The sequence below is a fragment of the Stappia stellulata DSM 5886 genome (assembly GCF_000423705.1).
Lineage (GTDB): Bacteria > Pseudomonadota > Alphaproteobacteria > Rhizobiales > Stappiaceae > Stappia > Stappia stellulata.
On record NZ_AUIM01000012.1, the window covers coordinates 280141 to 299507 of the forward strand.

The window sequence follows — 19367 nt, forward strand, 5'->3', positions numbered from 1 at the left end:
GAAGGAGCACCGGCCCGGTCGCTTGTTCGACCGAAGCAGTTGCCTCGATCGCTATTGTCCGGTCATTTCCATAAGCCGGAAGCTGAAGCCCATGCCGTCGAGGCCGAAAGCCTTGGCCGGGTCCTGCAGTGCCGGGGCCTTGACCCGGTCGCTTGCAACAAACACCGACTGCCGGTCGTAGGCATAAATCGTCGGCGCAATCTGCATCAAACGGTCATTGAGCTGGGAATAAGCGACCTCGCGCTCTTCGGGCGTGGCAGCCTTGCGCCCCTTGTCGAGCGCCGCATCCACCTGCTCGTCGTCCAGATACTCCGGAGATTGCCAGGTGCCGCGCACCGATGAATGATACATGGGATAAAGCAGCGTATCGGGATCCCCGGTCACCGCATTGGCGAAGATTTGCGAGATATGCGGTGTCGTTTCCGGGTTGGTCACCTGCTCGGTGAAGAGCGCCCAGGGGATCTTGCGGATTTCCGACTTGATGCCGATCTCCGCGAAATTCGCCTGCATGAGAAGAGCAAAGCGCTCCTCGATTGCAACCTCGCCGATCCATGAAACTTGGAGCGTGAACTCGGAAGGATCATATTTGCAGTCAGCAAGATATTGCCGCGCCGCGTCCACATCCCGCTCAAGTTTCCGGTCAACCGGATTGGAACCGTACATGCCGACAGGAACGCCACCCGTCGACGGGCTGCCCTGAGCCACACCGTCGGAGATGGAGACCATTGCAAGACCTGTTGCGTAATCATAGGCCTTGGCCAGTGCCAGGCGGCAATTGGCATCGTCCAGCGGCGCTTTCGCGGTGTTCATCTTGATGTAGAAGCCGCCGCCGCCGGTCTCGGTGAAAAGCTGCGCGCCGTCGGCAGCCAGCGCCTTCATCACCTCCGGCGGGAGCCATTGCGAGGAAATGTCGTGTTTTCCCTGCGCGATCAGGGTTCGTACAGTCGCTGCCTCAAGTCCGTAGCGCAGGCGCACCGTATCCGGCGCCGCATCGGGAACACCGAGAAAATAGTCGGCGTTCTTCTGCATCACGGTTTCATCCTGCGGATTGTGCGCGGAGACCGAGTAGGCACCGGTGCCGGCAGAATTGGACGAAAGAAAAGCCTGCCCCCAGTCCTTCATCTCGCCTTCACCGTCACCGAGATTTTCCATCACCAGTTTCTTGTCGACGATGGGCAGGCGCACAAGCGAGGCAATGAAGGGCGAATAGGTTTCGGTGAGCTTGAAGCGAACCGTGTGTGTGTCGACCGCCTCGGCGCTCTCGACCTTTTCGAACAGGAAGGAAAGACCCTGCCCCAGCGCATTCATGCGCTCGAAGGAAAACACTACATCCTCGGCAGTGAGCGGATTGCCACTTTGGAAGGATACATCGGAGCGCAGCTTGAACACGAAATCCGTGCCGTCCATCTCCCAGCTTTCGGCAAGGTGCGGCGCATATCCCGGCCCGCCCTGAATGGGCAGAACCAGCGTGTCATAGACGTTGAACATCAGGATCGAGTCGGCGTAGTCGCTCGCCTTTCCCGGGTCCATTTCGCCTACGGCGACCTCGTCGAGGCGAAGAACGCTCTCCGCCGCGGCCTCGAGCGGATGAAGCGGCGAAAGCGCGGTCGCGGCAAGGAGCGCCGCAGCCAGGAAGATGGAAGGCTTTTTCATTATGTTTCCCCTTTTTTTTCGTGAGATTCACCGGCGGGAGAATGAAGCGCGCGAAGCCCGGGCTCCTCGCCGAACACGTCCATCGTCCCGACCCACAGAACAGCTGCCGGCTCGTCCGTGTGGTTCCACGTGGCGTGCGTGCGGGAAGACTGGAAATGGATGGAGTCGTTCTCCCCCAGAACGCTCAGCTCCCCCTCGAGCTCGACCGTGATCGCGCCCTTGAGAACGAAGATCATTTCCTCGCCCTCATGGGCAATGGGCTCGCCCCGGTGTCCCGGCGGTTCGTGAATGATGACGCTGCGCAGCACATTGCCGGGAAAGGAGGAGGAAACACGCTCGTAGCTGAGCGAGTTCTCGCTGATGGCATATGTCGCGCGCTGATCATGCCGCGACAGCGCGGCCCCGGCGCCAGGCTGGGACAGGAAGTTGGCCACTTCCACCTGAAGGACCTGCGAAACGGCAACCAGCGAGGAGAGAGAGGGGGTGGCGATGCCTCGCTCGATTTGGGAGATGAAGCCGACTGACAGGCCCGCACCGTCGGCAACCTCTTTCAAGGTCAGACCGAGCTCCCGGCGCCGACGGCGCAGCTTCTTGCCCAACTGTGTTGGCTGCTCAGAAATCTTGGCCAAGACGACTATCAGCCCCTCTAGTCATTTTAGTGCTGTTAAAATTTAAGCGGCACTAAAATTTCACGTCAAGCCCTGTCGTGGCAGTTTTCTGGCTCGTTGACTGAGCTGCTCCCCGATCGTTGGACAGGATCTGGCGGAATTGAAGCGACACGCTGGACCTGCCGACCTGGTCTCGGGCGAGCCGCCACTACTTGCACGAGGGATCGCGCCACGCCTTCGCCCGCCTGCGCGAAACCGGGCGCCGGGTCCGTCACTCGCAAGGCGCGGAGGCACGTCACTCGACTTCATTCACCTCCTCCCCGCGCGCCTCCGCGAATTGGCTGACAGATAGCGATAGTCCGCGAGATTTTTGGCGAGGGTGGGTCCAGAAGTTCCCGTGAATTCAATCGGTTGGTTTTTGGTGGCGCCTTTCGCGGCATGTTTGTAAAAAATGTTGTTTAGCTATTTCAGATGCTTAGGGTGGAAAAATTAGTATAGTGCAAGTGATTCTGGCGCGTCGGGGGCAGGGCGGGGCTGGCGATTATTTCAAGAGCGCGGCCCCTCGCACCCGAAAGCGTCGCCGCGACAAGGTCATGCTGAGACAGACGAAGCGCGCCAGAAGCGCCTTTGTTTGACGGCGTCAGTCAGGGTTATATTGCAGTTGAACAATCGATACGGAAACCTCGCATCCCACGTCTACAATCTCGACAAGCACATCGGAAAATCCTTCGGCGACGTCGAATTCTACCGTGAGCGCCTTCGCGACAGCACAGGGCCGATCCTCGAGCCGGCCGTCGGCAACGGGCGCGTCCTGATCCCGTTGCTCGACGCCGGTTTGCAGGTCGTCGGTTTCGATGCCTCCCAGGAAATGCTCGACCATTGCACGCGTGAATGCGCGGCCCGGTCTCTCTCCCCGCATGTGACGCGCCAGACCTTCGAGGACTTCGCGTATGACGAATGTTTCGAGGCGGTCATCATCCCGGCGGGATCGTTCCAGCTGATCACCGACCACTCCGTGGCGATGGCCGCGCTGAAACGGATCTTCGATCATCTCCTCCCGAACGGGCGGGTGATTCTGGATGTCGATCCGATTGGCAGCGTCTTGAGCGGGGCGAGCGGCATCCGCCGGTGGACGACGCAGGACGGCGACCTCCTGACACTGACGGCGCAACTGGCCGAAACCGATTTCGTCGCCCAGACCACGGTTTCGCACCTTCGATACGATCGCTGGCGCGCAGGGCAACTGGCGGCGAGCGAACTGGAATTCTTCAGCCTGCGATGGTGGGGCGTCGAGGAGCTTGGCCTGGCGCTGCGGGCAACCGGCTTCGTCGATGTGACCGTGTCCGGAAATTACCAGCACGGGAAAGCCCCGGAGAACGATGACCGGTCGATCACCTTCGAGGCCCGGCGTCCGGCGTAGCTTCGTGCCCGCGGTGTCGCATGGCGCGGGCCTGTCACGGGTCAGGGCACATCGACCGGCCGCCGTTCGCGCCGGACGCCGCAATGCGTCACGATCGCGCAAGCCGGCGGCCGGATCCTTCAATGGTCGTTGGCCGGAGCCGGGAAACGGTGGAATGGCATGAAGCTCTTTCGCGTGATCAAACACGCCCTTTGGAAAGCCGGCTTCATGCGTCGCACCGGTGCCCCGTTCTGGGTGGTGCGCGCGCATTTCCTGTCAGACTATTTCCACAAGCACTTCGGTGGTTGCCGTGAAGCAGGGCGGCGACACAGACGCGCACGGGATGATTTCAGACGGTCGTCGCGACATCTCGACTTCGACGACGACTGGTTCAGCGGAAGCGTTCCGACCTTGTTGCGCGCGGTCGACAAGGCCGGTCTTGGACAGCGGGAAGGCCTGAACTGTCTGGAGATCGGCTGCTGGCAGGGGCTTTCGACCAATTTCTTCCTGACGACCTTGAGCGGGTCGCGATGGACATGCGTGGACACCTGGGCGGGGTCCGACGAGCACAAGAGCGGTCGTTGCGCCACGCAACAGGTGCTGGCGCAGGTGGAAGACACCTTCGATGCCAACCTGTCCGGCTTCCGGGGCCGGTATGCAAAACACAAGGGGACGTCGCTGTCCTTCTACAGTCTTTCCGCAGAGAGGGGTCCCTATGACCTGATCTTCATTGACGGGTCGCATCACAGCGACGATGTCATCGTCGACGCGGTCAAGTGCTTCGAAATGTTGCGAGATGGGGGGCTTCTGATTTTCGACGATTACTTCTGGACGTACTACGAGCGCGAGATGGACAATCCGGCGGCCGCCATCAATGCGTTTCTGCGCCTGAAGCGTCAGTGTCTGGAGATCGTCTGCTTCGATTACCAGTTGATCGTGAGGAAGCTGTCGAGTTCCTCGCGTCGGGATTCGGGTTGAACCGTTGCACGTCTGCCCACGTGCAGCCGAACCGCCGGCATTTCGGCACGGGCCTTTCCCGGGCGCGCGGACCTTCCTCGCAGGCGGCGTGAAACGGCCGTGATCAGAACCACCTGAGTGGTCCGGATTGATTTTGCTGAAGGAGGCTAAAAGGCGCTCTTTCTAAAGTGGCGGGTCAAGAAAATGAAATACGATCCAAATCTAATTTACGATCTTGGGTTACATAAGGGCGAGGACACCGAGTATTATCTGAAGCGTGGCTTTAGAGTTGTGTCGGTGGAAGCTGACGAGGACTTGGTGAGGAGAAGCCAAGTTGAGTTTCGAGAGTATATAGAAGATGGGAGGCTTGTAATCATTCACGGCGCGATAAGTGATGCGGCGGAGGATTGGATTACCTTCTATAAAAATCCGAAAGTCTCTGTATGGGGAACTGTGGTTAAGAGTTGGGCGGAACGAAACTCAAATCTTGGTGCGGATTCTGTCGAGGTTACTGTGCGAGTTGTCAAACTCAAAAGGCTTTTTGAAGATTATGGAATCCCTTATTACTTAAAAATTGATATTGAGGGAATGGACTTATTTGCTCTTAAAACTCTTCTTCTGTGTGCTGAAAGGCCCAAGTATGTCTCTATAGAAAGTGAAAAGGTTGATTTCGACAAGCTCATTGAAGAATTCAAAGTGTTGGAAGAGTTGGGATTCGATTCGTTTTTCTTGGTTGAGCAATCTGGCGTCTCAAAACAAAAAATCCCAGAAAACTCCACTGAAGGAAAAATGATAAAATTCGAATTCAAGCAAGGATCGTCAGGTCTATTTGGAAGCGATCTGGGTGATGCATGGATCTCAAAGGAAGAAGCTGTCGATAGATACAGGGATGTATTTCGAATGTATCGAATTTTTGGCGACAGATCCTTATTTACAAAAGTATATCCATTGCGGGTTGCTAAGGGAATTCTGCAAAAGCTGATGCGGAAGCAAATACCTGGATGGTATGACACGCATGCAAGGTTGAGGGACTGAGCGTTTGAATGAGCGAATGGCGCGGTAATAAATGGCGCGGTAATAAAAAGACGCCCAACAGCCGTGCACGACCGCAGCTCGAGGACCTGGAAGACACCCGCTGACCTGTGATCCGACGTCCCGCCAGCCTTCGCTCGGCCGGCGCGTGGAGTTTTCACAGTCGCGTGAGAATCACGCATAACTTCCGGCCTTTCGGGTTCTGCTTCGGAAGCTTTCTTATAACTAGCTGATAAATAAGATAAAAAACATCCTGTTCTGGATGGTGGTATCTGGCATGCCGCTTGCTTTGATGGCGGTGCCGGCATAGTGAGGCCTGCCGAGGCAGGGCCGGATACGACAGGAACGGGAGGATGTTTTGATGGTTAGAGTAAGACGAGTTCTGTTTGCGACGGCGGCGGCCCTGGGTCTGTCGCTGTCGGCGGCGCAGGCTTCGGAGCTTCGCGTCGGTTTCACGCTCGATGCCATGACGCTGGATCCGGCCAATCACCGCAATCGCGAAACCGAGACCATCATTCGCAACATGTACGACGGCCTGGTCACCCGTGACGGCGACATGAAGGTCGTTCCCCAAATCGCCGAATCCTTCGAGATGGTGTCGCCGACGGTCTATGATTTCCGGATCCGGGAGGGCGTCACCTTTCACGACGGTTCGTCGCTGACGGCGGAAGACGTGCGCTTCACCTTCGAACGCCTGACGGCCGAGGGCGCAATGGGCGATGGCCAGACCAGTCCGCGCAAGAGCCTGCTCGGGCCGGTCGAATCCGTCGAGGTGCGCGACGGCAATACGGTGCGTATCACGCTGTCGGAACCCTGGCCGATCCTGCCGGCGATGCTGCCCTTCCAGGAGGTCGTGTCCAAGGCCTTCGTGGAAAAGGTCGGAACGCAGGGACTTGCGACGCAGGCGAACGGCACCGGCCCCTTCAAGCTGGTCGACTGGCGCAAGGGCGATGCCATCATCATGGAGCGGTTCGAGGACTATTACGGCGGCGCGCCCTCCATCGAGCCGGTCGGCGAGGCCTGCGTCGAGCGTGCCATCTTCAAGATCATTCCCGAATCGGCGTCGCGCGTGGCGGCGCTGCTTGCCGGTGATGTCGACATCATCAACGAACTGCCACCCTTCTCCGTCGAGCAGGTGAAGAGCAATCCCGGCACCGACGTGATGACCGTCAACGGCACCCGGAGCTTCTTCGTCGCCATGAACATGGAAGGCGATCTGTTCAGCGATCCCAGGGTTCGCCGCGCCGCGGCCCATGCGATCGACAAGGACCTGATCATCGATCGCATTCTCGGCGGCAACGCCGCGCGGATCGAGGGCATCCTGTCGCCGGACGCCTTTGCTGCCAGCACCGATCTTCCGGTTTATGAATACGATCCGGAAAAGGCGCGCGCGCTGCTCGCCGAAGCCGGATATCCGGATGGCGTCGAGATCACCATGGACACCGTCGGCGCCTACAAGGACATCGCCGAGGCGGTCGCATCGCTGCTGACCAAGGGCGGGTTCAACACAAGGGTCGCGGTCGGCGAGGGCGCGCAGATGACCCAGAAGTGGCGCACCAAGGGCGGGCCGAAGTCCGGTGACATGTATTTCACCTCCTGGGGCAACGGCTCGCTCGATCCCTTCGACATCTTCACCCCGACCCACCGGACCAACGACCGCGGCAACTCCGCCGGCTATGCCAACCCCGAGGTTGACCGGCTGCTGGACGCAGCTGCGATCGAACCCGACACGCAAAAGCGCGCCGCGCTCTACCGTGAGGCCGAGCAGATCGTCAATGGCGACCTGCCGTATGTCTACCTCTGGGTGCCCCAGGACATTTACGGCGTGTCCAAGCGCCTGACGGGATGGCGTCCGAGCGCGGACAGCCGCATCAACCTGCACGACGCTTGCGTCGACTGACCACAGAACGGACGGGACAAGCATATGTCGTTGGGCAAGCTCGCCGAAAGGCTGCTCCATCTCGTCCCCGTTTTGCTCGGTGTGAGCGTCATCGTCTTCCTGATGATGGCGCTGACCCCGGGCGATCCGGTGGACATCATGATCGGAGACCAGAACGTCACGCCGGAGCAGGAACAGGCGATGCGCGAGGATCTGGGCCTGGACCTTCCGGTCCATCGCCAGTTCTTCGTGTTCCTCGGAAACGCGGTGCAGGGGGACTTCGGCACCAGTTTCTACCATCGCCGGCCCGTGCTCGACGTTATCGTCGAACGGCTGCCCGCGACCATCGAGCTCAGTCTCGTTGCCCTGATCATCGCGCTGGTGACGGCGATCCCCCTCGGCGTCCTGGCCGCGATCCGGCGCAATTCCATCCTCGACAAGATGGCCACCGTGGGCTCGCTGCTCGGTGTCTCGCTGCCCGGCTTCTGGTTCGGCATCCTGCTCCTGATGCTCTTTGCCGTTCACCTGCAATTGCTGCCGGTCTCCGGCCGCATCGGCTTTTCCAGCGAGATCGAGCCGATAACCCATTTCCTGCTGATCGACACATTGCTGCGCGGACGCCCGGATGCGTTCTGGGATGCGCTGAAGCACATCCTGCTGCCGGCGATTACGCTGGGGCTGCCGATGACCGCCATCCTGATGCGGGTCACCCGCACCTCCATGCTTGAGGTGATGCGGCAGGACTACATCGTCTTCGCCGAGGCCAAGGGGCTGAAGCGCGGACGGATCCTTTTCCGCCATGCCCTCAAGAACGCGCTGATCCCGACCGTCTCCGTGGCCGCCATCGAGACCGGATCGCTGCTCGGCGGCAACATGATCGTGGAGACCGTGTTCGGCTGGCCCGGTCTCGGGCGGCTGGTGGTGGAAAGCGTCTTCCTGCGCAACTACCCGCTCGTTCAGGCTGCGGTGCTGTTCTACGCGGTGACCTATGTGCTGCTGAATTTCATCGCCGACATTCTCTACACGACGCTCAATCCGAGGGTGAAGCTGTGACGAGTGCCGCAATCCATTCCCCACCGGTCGCCAAGGCGTCCGGCGCCGGGCAGACGATCTTCCAACGCAACCTTCGACAGTTCGCCGCAAACCGCCTGGCGATGGCGAGCGTCGGGGTTGTTCTCCTCTTCGTGCTCCTGGCGATCTTCGCGCCCTTCATCGCGCCGCACGATCCCAACGAGACAGACCTCTTCCGCCGCCTGCAGCCGCCGGCCTGGCAGGCGGGCGGCGAATGGGCCTATCTGCTCGGCTGCGATGCGCTGGGGCGCGATATCCTCTCGCGCATCATCTACGGTTCGCGGATCTCCATCTTCATCGGCGCCGCCGTGATCTTCGTCGCGACCACCGTCGGCATCGCCGCGGGCCTCGCGGCCGGCTACTTCCGTGGCTGGGTGGATGTGGCGATCTCGCGCCTGGTCGATATCCTGCTGAGCTTTCCCTATCTGATCTTCGCCATCGGCCTGATGGCGATGATGGGGCCGGGCCTCGTCAACATCATCCTGGCGCTTGCCTACAAGGAATGGGTGATCCCCTGCCGGGTGGTGCGCGGCGAGACGCTGGCAACCCGCGAGCTGGAGTATGTCGAGGCCGCGCGGGCGCTTGGCGCGTCTTCCGCGCATATCATGGTCAAGGAGATCCTGCCCAACATCCTGTCGCCGGTGATCGTGGTTTCGACCATCCGCATCGCGCATGTGATTATCCTCGAGGCCAGCCTCAGCTTCCTCGGCCTCGGCGTTCAGCCGCCGACGGCTTCCTGGGGGTCGATGGTCGCCGATGGCCGCGCCTTCATTCTCGGCGCGTGGTGGGTCAGTACCTTTCCCGGTCTCGCGATCCTGCTGCTCGTGCTTGCCATCAACGTGGCGAGCCAGGGCTTGCGCGATGCCTTCGACCCGAGGTTTCAGGAGTGACCATGTCTCACAATGAAAATCTGCTTGAGGTCGACGGCCTGCGCACGGTCTTCGACACGAGCGAGGGGATGGTGCGCGCGGTCGACGGTGTCGACGTGACGGTCCGGCGCGGCGAATGCCTCGGCGTCGTCGGCGAATCCGGATCCGGCAAGAGCGTCACCTTTTCCTCCGTGATGGGGCTGGTCCGCTCTCCGGGGCGGATCGAGAGCGGCTCCATCCGCTTCGAGGGCCGGGATCTGACCCGCCTGTCCCCGCGCGAGATGCGCGCCATTCGCGGTCGCGACATCTCCATGACCATGCAGGACGCCCTGACGGCGCTCAATCCGGCGCTCACCGTTGGCGAGCAACTCTCCGAGATGCTGGACGCGCATGACGAGGATCTGCCTGCGCGCGGTGGGGCGCGCCGGCGGGCGATCCGCGACAAGTCGGTGGAGATGCTGCGGCTTGTCGGCATTCCCTCGCCCGACAGCCGTCTCGACCAGTATCCGCACGAGTTCTCCGGCGGCATGCGTCAGCGCATCATGATCGCCATCGCGCTTGCGCCCGGACCCAAGCTCCTGATCGCCGACGAGCCGACCACGGCGCTCGACGTGACCATCCAGGCGCAAGTGCTGGAACTGATCTCCGAGATTCGCGCAAGGCTCGGCATGAGCGTCGTGCTCATCACCCACGATCTCGGCGTGGTGGCCGAACATTGCGACCGCGTGATGGTGATGTATGCCGGGCAGGTCGTGGAGGAGGGGGCGACGGTGGATGTCATTTCCAATCCGCAGCACCCCTACACGCGCGGGCTGCTCGGCTCCATTCCGCGCCTGTCGCTGCGCGGCAAGCCGATCCGGCCGATCCAGGGGCAGGTGCCCAATCTCGTCGGGCTGCCGCCGCAATGCCGGTTCTATTCCCGCTGTCCCGACCGCACGGAGGCCTGTCTGCAGTTCGTCGAAATGCGCAATGTCGGGTCGGACCGCCGCGCGCGCTGCATTGCCCTCACGCAGGAGGAGGTCGCATGACATCGACGGCCAACCCGCTTTTGAACGTTGAAAATCTGTCCAAGGTCTACGAGGGGCGGCAAAGCCTCGCCAATCGGTTGGCCGGGGTTCAGCCCTTCTCGGTCCGCGCCGTCAACGACGTCTCGTTTCATGTCGAGCGCGGCGAGGTTCTCGGTCTGATCGGCGAGAGCGGCTGCGGCAAATCCACGCTCGGACGTGCGGTCCTGCGCCTGCACGAGCCGACCGCGGGCCGTGTGCGGTTCGATGGAGAGGACGTCACGGCGCTCTCCGCCGGTGCGCTGAAGGACATGCGCCGGCGCATGCAGATCGTCTTTCAGGACCCTTATGCCTCGCTCAATCCGCGCTCGACGGTCGCCGATATCGTCGGCCTGCCGCTCAGGCTTCACGGGCTGGCGAGAACCGGTGCCGAGGTACGCGAAAAGGTGGCGCGCATCCTGGAGCGCGTGGGCCTGAACGCGGCGCATCTCGACCGTTATCCGCATCAGTTTTCCGGCGGCCAGCGCCAGCGCATCGGCATCGCCCGGGCGCTGATCAGCCACCCGGAGTTCATCGTCTGCGACGAGCCGGTGTCGGCGCTCGACGTATCGATCCAGGCGCAGATCATTCAGCTTCTCCTGGAACTGAAGGACGAGATGGGGCTGACCTATCTCTTCATCTCCCACGACATTTCCGTGATCGGCTATCTCAGCGACCGCGTCGCGGTGATGTATCTGGGCGAGATCGTCGAGATGGGGCCGACGGATGATGTGCTCGCCCGGCCGCGCCACCCCTACACCCAGAGCCTGATGTCGGCTGTGCCCGATGTCGATGCCCCCGGCAAGCACCAGCGCGTGCGGCTCGCCGGCGAACTTCCCTCTCCGCTCGATCCGCCGAAGGGCTGCAAGTTTCATACGCGCTGCCCCCTGGCGATCGATGCCTGCAAACGCGAGGCGCCGGTCTCCGAGCAGGTCGCCCCGGGCCACCAGGTCGCCTGCCACCGGCTGGCGGAGGATCTCTCCGTCTGGGAGACCGGCGCCGAGGCGGGGACGCGATGATCGTGGCGATTGAGGAGGGCCAGGCGCGGGAGCTGCGCGGTGACGCCTGGCAACGCGGCCGCGCCCAGGCCTCTGCGCCGGGCAGCGATGCCGCGCGGGTTGCCGCCGCCACGGTGGCGCGCGTGATTGAGGCGCGCCGGGCCGGTGTCTTCGACGACAGGGCGCTTTCCTATCTGGCGGCGCAGCGGCGCTTCGTGGAGGAAAACGATCCTCACTCCCTGGCCGAGGTGTCCGGCATCGCCGAAGGGTTCGGGATGAAGGTGGACGATCTCTTCGCCCATCTGCATATGCGCATTGTCGGGGATCTCGGCGAGGGCGCGACGCTCGACGGCGCCCCGCTCGACGGCGACGGCTGCAGCGCCTTCGCGCTCGGTGCCGGCCGGGACGGGCCGCTCGTTGCCAAAAACCGGGATTTTTCCGGTGCGCATCTGGGAATCCAGACCGTGTTCCGCCACAGCGGGCCGGATATTGCCACCGGATCGATGCTTTGCGTCGGCAGCCTCGGCAGTCCGGGCGCCTATTCCAGCGGGATGAACGCGCGCGGGTTGATGCTGGCCGACACCCAGATCGGCGCCCGCACGCACCGCGTCGGCTGGCTGCGCTATTTCCTGATGACCCGGGTGCTGGCGCGTTGTTCGGATGTGGCCGAGGCGCTTGCCTTCATTCGCTCGGTCCCGCATGCCGGCGGCGGCTCGCTGATCCTCGCCGATGCCGCAGGCGCGGTGGCCGGCGTCGAACTGGGCGCCGCGTCGGTTGCGGTGGAAGAGGGCGAGCGCGTCCTGCGCACCAATCATTTTCTGTCCGAAGAGCTTGCCCGCGACACGCTGCCGCCGGACGACGACCGCATTGCCGCGAATTCCGAGCAAAGGCTTGCCTTCCTGTCGCACCGCCTGCCGGCACTGACCGGCGAGGTTGCCGAGGCGATGGAGCTGATGGCCCGGCACACGGATGACGCGGGAGAACCTGCACCCGTTTGCCAGCATGCACAGGGGGCCGACGCGCAGACCCTGTCCTCGGTGGTTTATTCCGGGCGCGATCGGTGTCTATATTTCCACGAGGGGACCCCATGTCTTGGGAAGTGGAAACGGTTCGCCCTGTGAGCGTCGCCGGCGCTCCCAAGGGAGCGCAAGGGACGTGCATGCCGGGCTACCAGAACGACCTGATCGGCGATCATCCGAGCATTCTGGCGCTGCGGCGCCTGATCGAGCGGGTGGCCCGCTCGCCGGCGCAGAACGTGCTGATCTACGGGCCGACCGGCACCGGCAAGGGGATGGTCGCGCGCATGTTGCACCGCCTGTCCGCGCGGGCGTCGAAGCAATTCGTCGACATCAACTGCGCCGCCATTCCCTCCAGCCTGCTGGAGTCGGAACTCTTCGGCCACGAGAAGGGCGCCTTCACCGGCGCGGTGGAACGCAAGGTCGGGCTGGTCGAGGCGGCAAACCACGGCACTATCTTTCTCGACGAGATCCGCGAAATGGAGCCGATGCTCCAGACCAAGCTGCTCAGCCTGCTCGACACCCACGAGTTTCGCCGGGTCGGCGCGGTGAAGACCACTTCCGTCGACGTCCGCTTCATCGCGGCGACCAACAAGGTGCTGCTGTCGGAGGTCGTGGCAGGCAATTTCCGCGAGGATCTCTATTATCGGCTCCAGGTCGTTGCCATCAACATTCCGGCTCTTTCCGAGCGCGGCGACGATGTCTTGAAGCTGGCCGACTATTTCATTTCCCGGTTCAACGAGCGCTACAAGCGCGCGATCAAGGGGCTGTCGGCGGAGGTTGCCGAGATTTTCCTGCAGTACCAGTGGCCGGGAAACGTTCGGGAACTGGAGAACCTGATCGAGCGCATCTTCATCCTGGAGGATGACGATGTCATCGAGCCGCATCACCTGCCGGACCGGATCCTGCGCGCGGTGCGCGGCGGCAGCGGCGCCGGGCCGGCCTCCGCGCACGCCGATCTGTCGCCGGGCTTTCGCGCGGCCACCGAAGCTTATCAGCGCAAGCTGATCGAACAGGCGCTCGCCACCTCGAAGAACAATCTCAAGGATGCGGCCGCCCTTCTCAAGATCAGCCGTCATGCGCTGCGCCACCAGATGCTCAAGCTCGGGATGATCGATGCGTGAGAACCGCGCATGAGCGCGGGCAAAAAGCGCGCGTTCCGCGCCTTGCGACGGTTGCTTTGAATAAGTCTATGTAATTACAGTTATTTTTTCTTATCGTGGGATTGGCATGCTCCCTGCATTCGGTCGGTTGGAACATTCAGACCGGAGAACTCAGACATGACGAACTCGCTCAAGGTCATTTGCCCGAACGGGCATCTGGGCTTCGCGCCGCTCAAGACGGAGAGCTTTCAAATCGCCGTCGAGGCCGGCACCGACTATATCGCCGCCGACTCCGGCAGCGACGACATCGGTCCGGTTCCCCTTGGCAGCGACACATGCGCCAGCCCCCGCGCCTGGCAGGAGCACGACCTGGAGGTCATGCTGCTGGCGGCCCGGCGGACCGGGAAGCCGATGATCATCGGATCGGCCGGCGACACGGGCACCAACAGCCGGGTCGACATGTATGTGCAGATCATCCGCGATCTCGCCCGCAAGCATGACCTCGCACCGTTCCGCCTCGGCTGGTTCTACTCCGAGGTCGACAAGGAGACCGTGCGCGCCAGCATGCTGGGCGGATCGCCGGTACGCGGACTGGACGGCCGTCCGGACCTCGACGAGGCCGAGCTTGACGCGACCGACCGCATCGTCGCCATGGCGGGCGTGCATCCGTTCCGCGTCCTGCTGGAGGAGGGGTGCGACGTCATTATCGGCGGACGCTCGTCCGACAGCGCGATCTTCGCCGCAGCCGCCCTGCACGAGGGCTTTCCCGACGCCCAGGCCTACTATCTTGGCAAGGTCCTGGAATGTGCGTCCTTCTGCGCCGAACCCTATGGCGCGAAGGAAACCGTGATGGGCGAGATCACGCCGGAGTTTGTCGAGGTGACCGCGATGCACCCCGGGCAGCGCTGCACCGTCGCCTCGGTCGCCGGACATGCCATGTACGAGCGCTCCAACCCGTTCCACGAGTATGTCGCCGGCGGTCTTCTCGACATGACCGACTGCCGCTACGAGCAGGTCAGCGAGAAGACCACCCGCGTCGCGGGAATGAAATTCGTCCCGGCGGAAGAGTTCCGCGTCAAGCTGGAAGGCTCGGGGCGGCTCGGCGAACGCTTCGTCGGCATGGCCGGCATTCGCGACCCCTACACGATCGCCAATGTCGATGCGGTGATCGAATGGGCCCGCACGCAGGTGCGCGAGCGCTTCGGCGACGAGGGCTGGGAGCTGCACTACAACGTCTTCGGCCGCAACGGCATCATGGGCGAAATGGAGCCGTTGAAGGACAAGCCGGCCCATGAGCTTCTGATCGTCGTGCAGGGCGTGGCGCCGACCCGCGAGATGGCCGAGGAACTGACGATCACCGGCACGCGGCAGCTGTTCTATGCCCGCCTGCCCGAGGTCAAGGGCACGGCCGGCGGCGTTTCCTTCGTCTTCGACGAGGTGATGGAGGCAAGCCCCGGCTGTCGCTGGACCCTGAACCACACCATGGCGGTCAACGACCCGCTCGCCCTCTTCCCCACCCACAGCGAGATCGTCGGCTCCGACGTTCTGGAGACTGCATGATGACGACGAAAAAGCTCTCCGAACTGGCCAAGACCATCCGGTCGAAGAACGCGGGCACGGACAAGATCACCTTCGACGTGATCTTCCGCGAGCGCGATGTCTACGAGACGGTGAAGCGTTCCGGCGCGCTGACGCGGGAAAGCGTCAGCGCCCTGTTCGGCATCGGTGACAACCGCATCACCGATTTCGTCGAATACGATCCGGCCTATGCGATCAAGTTCACCATCCTGCGTCCGCGCCCGAGCGGAAGCCCGGGCGATCCGGATATCTTCGGCGCGCAGCAATATGCGCCGCTGCTGGATGTGGACGTGAACGTCGACGCCTGATCGGGCGTTTGGGGACGAAATCCGGCGGCGCGGAAAGACCCCGCGCCGTCGTCAGACCGCGTCGCCGGCCGTTTCGCCGGCCGCGTCGCACTTCAGCTCTTCCGCCAGCCAGGCGCGAAAGGCCAAAACCGGCGACTTGTTCTTCCGTTCGGGCGCCGCGAGCAGATAGTAGCTGCCGGTCGAAATGTCGGTGTCGAAGAGTTCCACCAGCTGGCCTTCCCGGATCTCGCGCGCGACGGAAAGCTGTGTAGCAAGGGCGATGCCCTGATGGGCGGCGGCCGCGTCCAGCCCGAGGCTCGCGGTCCACAGTTTCGGCCCGGAGAACGGCGCGGCCGGGTCGACGCCGGCGGCTTTCAGCCAGCGCCGCCACTGGCCGTGATCGCGCTCATGGATCAGCGACTGGCGCGCAAGTGCGCCCAGGCTTGCCGGACGGCCGTTGCGGGCCAGCCAGAGGGGGCTGGCGACCGGAAACATCCGCGGCGTGACGAGGTGTTCCGCACCCGCAGGCAGCTCGTCGTCGTGGCCGTAGCCGATGAAGAGGTCGGCTTCATGCGCCGCGAAATCCGGAGGCGTTTCCGTCGCCCGGATCGAGACGTCGAGACCGGGCAGGAGCCGTTCGATCTCCGCAAGCCGGGGGCCGAGCCAACGCCCCGCGAGACCCGGCATCGCCCAGACCCTGAGGCTCGTCGGCGCGCCGCGCGGGGCGACGGTTTCGAAGGCGCCCGCCAGGGCGGCAAACGCCGTCTCGCTGGCTGAAAACACCGCCTGTCCCTCCGTCGTCAGCCGCGCGCCGCGAGGGCCGCGTTCGAGAAGTTTCGCCCCCGCCCAGGCTTCCAGCGCCCGCAGGTGCCGGCTTACCACCGTATGCGATACCCCGAGTTCGGCAGCGCCCTTGCGGATGCTGCCGGTGTGGCCGACGGCATGAAGCGCGCGCACGAGATGAAGCGGAGGCAGGGCGGGAAGCGGCATGGCGGAAGGATCCGGGTGGCAAGAGTGGAAACCCTAGTGCACCAGGGTGGCTGGCGCAATCGCGGCTCCGCTTCCTGTCGTGCGCTGCTATTGCGATAGGCGACCCCGTGTTCCCGCATGACCGATGGAGCCATCATGACCGCCAAGACCAATGCCGCCTTGCTTGCCCGCCGCAACGCCGCCGTCCCGCGCGGCATCGCCAATGCGACCGCGATCTACGCCGAGCGCGCGCTGAACAGCGAGGTCTGGGATGTCGAGGGCCGGCGCTATATCGATTTCGCCGGCGGCATCGCCGTCTTGAACACCGGCCACCTGCACCCGCGCGTGATCGAGGCCGCGCGCGCCCAGATGGACGCCTATACGCATACGGCGTTCCAGATCATGCCCTATGAGCCCTATGTGGCGCTCGCGGAGAAGCTGAACGCAGTCGCTCCCATCGATGGCGAGCTGCGCAGCGCGTTCTTCTCCACCGGTGCGGAGGCGGTCGAAAACGCGATCAAGATCGCCCGCGCGGCAACCGGTCGCCCCGGCGCGATTGCCTTCACCGGCGGCTTTCACGGCCGCACGCATCTGACGATGGGCCTGACCGGCAAGGTCGCCCCCTACCGCGAGGGACTGGGCATCGGGCCGGCCGGCATCCACCATCTGCCGTTTCCCTGCGCCGCCGAAGGTGTCAGCGTCGCCGATACGCTGGCGGCCCTCGACCGGCTGTTTCGCGCCGACATCGCCCCGAAGGACGTCGCGGCGATCATCATCGAGCCGGTGCAGGGCGAGGGCGGCTTCCATGAGGCGCCGACAGAATTGCTCACAGCGCTTCGCGAGATCGCGACCCGCCACGGCATCGTGCTGATTGCCGACGAGATCCAGTCGGGCATCGCGCGCACGGGCAAGTGGTTCGCCATCGAGCATTCCGGCGTCGCGCCGGACCTGATCACCGTGGCCAAGTCGCTGGCCGGCGGCTTTCCGCTGTCGGGCGTCGTCGGACGTGCGGAGATCATGGACAAGGCCGCCCCGGGGAGCCTCGGTGGCACCTATGCCGGCAATCCGGTCGCCTGTGCCGCCGCGCTCGCCGTGCTGGAGGTGATCGAAGAGGAAGGTCTTCTCAAGCGCGCCGACACCATGGGCGGGCACATCAAGGAGCGGATTTCCGCCTTCGCGAAGACGCCGGCGGGTGCGCGGATCGACGCTCTGCGCGGCCCGGGCGCGATGATCGCCTTCGATCTGGTGGACGCGGACGGAAAGCCGGATGCGGCGGCGGCCAAGGCTGTGGCCGCGCGGGCGCTCGACGCCGGGCTGCTGCTGCTCACCTGCGGCATTCACGGCAACACGGTGCGCATCCTCGTGCCGCTGACGGTTTCGGACGCCGTGCTCGACGAAGGCCTCGGCCTGCTCGAACGCGCCCTTGAATCCTGAACGAAACGGAGCTGACGCAATGGCTGACACATCCTATGCAAGCGTTCTGGAAACCCGTTGCCTGGTCGCAGGCGCTTGGGAGGGCGCGGGCGAGACTCCGGTCACGGACCCGGCGCGCGGCGAGGTGATCGCCCATGTGCCGCACCTGGGTGCGGAGGCGGCCGGGCGGGCCGTGGACGCGGCCTCCGCCGCACTCGATGGCTGGGGCGCCGAACCTGTGAAGGCGCGTGCGCGCGTTCTGCGGGCCTGGTACGATCTGGTGATGGCGAACCGCGATGCGCTTGCCGCTTTGCTGACCGCGGAGCAGGGCAAGCCGCTGGCCGAAGCGCTCGGCGAGATCGACTATGCCGCCTCCTACATCGAGTTTTACGCAGAGGAAGCAAAGCGCATCCTGGGCGAGGTGATCCCGGCGGCGGCGGGAAACGCCCGCGCGATGGTGCTGCGTCAGCCGATTGGCGTCGTCGCGGTGATCACGCCCTGGAATTTCCCGGCGGCGATGATCACCCGCAAGGTCGCCCCGGCGCTCGCCTCGGGCTGCACCATCGTGCTGAAGCCGGCGCCCGAAACGCCGCTGACCGCGCTGGCGCTTGCCCGTCTCGCGGAGCGCGCCGGCGTGCCGGCTGGTGTTCTCAACGTCATCACCGGTGACGCCCCGGCCATCGGCGATGTGTTCCTGTCGCATCCGGACGTGCGTCTCGTCGGCTTTACCGGCTCGACGGCGGTCGGCAAGCATTTGATGCGCGGAGCCGCCGACGGCATGAAGCGCGTGGCGCTGGAGCTTGGCGGCAATGCGCCCTTCATCGTCTTCGACGATGCCGATCTCGATGCGGCCGTGACCGGCGTGATCGCTTCCAAGTTCCGCAACATGGGCCAGACCTGCGTCTGCGCCAACCGGATCTACGTGCAGGCGGGCGTCCACGACGCCTTCGTCGAGCGGCTTGCCGCCGCCGTTCGTGCGCTCAAGGTCGGCGACGGGCGCGCGCCCGGCGTGCAGCAGGGGCCGTTGATCAACATGGCCGCGGTGGACAAGGTCGAGGCCCATGTCGCGGATGCGCTGGAAAAGGGGGCTACGCTCGTCACCGGCGGCAAGCGGCACGCGCTGGGCGGAACCTTCTTCGAGCCGACCGTGGTGACCGGCATGCGCGCCGACATGCAGGCGGCCTGTTCGGAGACCTTCGGTCCGCTGGCGCCGGTCTTTGCCTTCGAGAGCGAAGCCGAAGTGCTGGCGGCTGCCAACAACAGCGACGCCGGGCTTGCCGCCTATTTCTTCACCCGCGACCTGTCGCGGACCTACCGGATGCTGGAGCGGTTGCAGTTCGGCATGGTCGGATGCAACACAGGCGTGCTGTCGTCGGAGCTTGCACCCTTCGGCGGCGTCAAGCAGAGCGGAAATGCGCGCGAAGGCTCGCATCACGGCATTGCGGAGTTCACCGAGCTGAAATATGCGGTGCTCGGTGGCCTGGAGCTTTGA

Annotated in this window: 17 protein-coding genes; 14 read left to right on the forward strand and 3 right to left on the reverse strand. The window is 63.7% G+C overall.

Annotated elements, in window-relative coordinates; genetic code table 11:
• Positions 1 to 51: 51 nt before the first annotated feature.
• On the reverse strand, positions 52 to 1653 hold the full coding sequence (locus G572_RS0111020; protein ID WP_029058526.1) for an ABC transporter substrate-binding protein: 1602 nt from the start codon (positions 1651 to 1653) through the stop codon (positions 52 to 54).
• Positions 1653 to 2252, reverse strand: coding sequence for a cupin domain-containing protein (locus G572_RS23490; RefSeq protein WP_208979087.1), 600 nt, complete (start codon positions 2250 to 2252; stop codon positions 1653 to 1655). The genes G572_RS0111020 and G572_RS23490 overlap by 1 nt, the downstream gene beginning before the upstream one ends.
• A 670-nt stretch (positions 2253 to 2922) precedes the next feature.
• Here G572_RS23490 and G572_RS0111030 point away from each other — a divergent pair.
• From G572_RS0111030 to G572_RS0111085, 12 genes are all read left to right on the forward strand, one after another.
• Complete coding sequence (locus G572_RS0111030) at positions 2923 to 3681, forward strand: class I SAM-dependent methyltransferase (protein ID WP_029058527.1); 759 nt, start codon at positions 2923 to 2925, stop codon at positions 3679 to 3681.
• A gap of 159 nt (positions 3682 to 3840) precedes the next feature.
• A complete protein-coding gene (locus G572_RS25470; protein WP_051242193.1) occupies positions 3841 to 4638 on the forward strand; it encodes a class I SAM-dependent methyltransferase in 798 nt (265 codons plus the stop codon).
• Between the two features lie 183 nt (positions 4639 to 4821).
• The gene (locus G572_RS25925; protein WP_084650050.1) at positions 4822 to 5652 is read left to right on the forward strand and encodes an FkbM family methyltransferase; all 831 of its coding nucleotides are present in this window, start codon (positions 4822 to 4824) and stop codon (positions 5650 to 5652) included.
• A gap of 358 nt (positions 5653 to 6010) precedes the next feature.
• On the forward strand, positions 6011 to 7549 hold the full coding sequence (locus G572_RS0111045) for an ABC transporter substrate-binding protein (RefSeq protein WP_029058528.1): 1539 nt from the start codon (positions 6011 to 6013) through the stop codon (positions 7547 to 7549).
• A 24-nt stretch (positions 7550 to 7573) separates the two neighbouring features.
• Positions 7574 to 8581 (forward strand): ABC transporter permease, encoded by a 1008-nt coding sequence (locus G572_RS0111050; protein ID WP_029058529.1) that lies wholly within the window; start codon positions 7574 to 7576, stop codon positions 8579 to 8581.
• Positions 8578 to 9489 carry an ABC transporter permease gene (locus G572_RS0111055; RefSeq protein WP_029058530.1) on the forward strand — a complete coding sequence of 304 codons (912 nt, stop codon included), beginning with the start codon at positions 8578 to 8580 and terminating at the stop codon, positions 9487 to 9489. Before G572_RS0111050 ends, G572_RS0111055 begins: the two co-directional genes overlap by 4 nt.
• A 2-nt stretch (positions 9490 to 9491) precedes the next feature.
• Positions 9492 to 10496, forward strand: coding sequence for an ABC transporter ATP-binding protein (locus tag G572_RS0111060; protein WP_037546538.1), 1005 nt, complete (start codon positions 9492 to 9494; stop codon positions 10494 to 10496).
• Positions 10493 to 11530, forward strand: a complete 1038-nt coding sequence (locus G572_RS0111065; protein ID WP_029058532.1) for an ABC transporter ATP-binding protein — start codon at positions 10493 to 10495, stop codon at positions 11528 to 11530. The genes G572_RS0111060 and G572_RS0111065 overlap by 4 nt, the downstream gene beginning before the upstream one ends.
• Positions 11527 to 12630 carry a C45 family autoproteolytic acyltransferase/hydrolase gene (locus G572_RS0111070; protein ID WP_029058533.1) on the forward strand — a complete coding sequence of 368 codons (1104 nt, stop codon included), beginning with the start codon at positions 11527 to 11529 and terminating at the stop codon, positions 12628 to 12630. Before G572_RS0111065 ends, G572_RS0111070 begins: the two co-directional genes overlap by 4 nt.
• Positions 12597 to 13649, forward strand: a complete 1053-nt coding sequence (locus tag G572_RS0111075) for a sigma-54 interaction domain-containing protein (RefSeq protein WP_245566203.1) — start codon at positions 12597 to 12599, stop codon at positions 13647 to 13649. The genes G572_RS0111070 and G572_RS0111075 overlap by 34 nt, the downstream gene beginning before the upstream one ends.
• A gap of 156 nt (positions 13650 to 13805) precedes the next feature.
• Positions 13806 to 15188 carry an acyclic terpene utilization AtuA family protein gene (locus tag G572_RS23500; RefSeq protein ID WP_037546540.1) on the forward strand — a complete coding sequence of 461 codons (1383 nt, stop codon included), beginning with the start codon at positions 13806 to 13808 and terminating at the stop codon, positions 15186 to 15188.
• Positions 15185 to 15514: a DUF4387 domain-containing protein gene (locus G572_RS0111085; protein WP_245566204.1), complete on the forward strand. Its 330-nt coding sequence runs from the start codon at positions 15185 to 15187 to the stop codon at positions 15512 to 15514. Before G572_RS23500 ends, G572_RS0111085 begins: the two co-directional genes overlap by 4 nt.
• A 51-nt stretch (positions 15515 to 15565) precedes the next feature.
• Here the strand turns inward: G572_RS0111085 and G572_RS23505 are convergent, their stop codons facing one another.
• Positions 15566 to 16483, reverse strand: a complete 918-nt coding sequence (locus tag G572_RS23505; RefSeq protein ID WP_051242197.1) for a LysR substrate-binding domain-containing protein — start codon at positions 16481 to 16483, stop codon at positions 15566 to 15568.
• A gap of 135 nt (positions 16484 to 16618) precedes the next feature.
• Here G572_RS23505 and gabT point away from each other — a divergent pair, with 135 nt between their 5' ends.
• Positions 16619 to 17896 carry a 4-aminobutyrate--2-oxoglutarate transaminase gene (gene gabT, locus G572_RS0111095; RefSeq protein ID WP_037546650.1) on the forward strand — a complete coding sequence of 426 codons (1278 nt, stop codon included), beginning with the start codon at positions 16619 to 16621 and terminating at the stop codon, positions 17894 to 17896.
• Positions 17897 to 17915: 19 nt separating this feature from the next.
• The gene (locus G572_RS0111100) at positions 17916 to 19367 is read left to right on the forward strand and encodes an NAD-dependent succinate-semialdehyde dehydrogenase (RefSeq protein ID WP_029058537.1); all 1452 of its coding nucleotides are present in this window, start codon (positions 17916 to 17918) and stop codon (positions 19365 to 19367) included.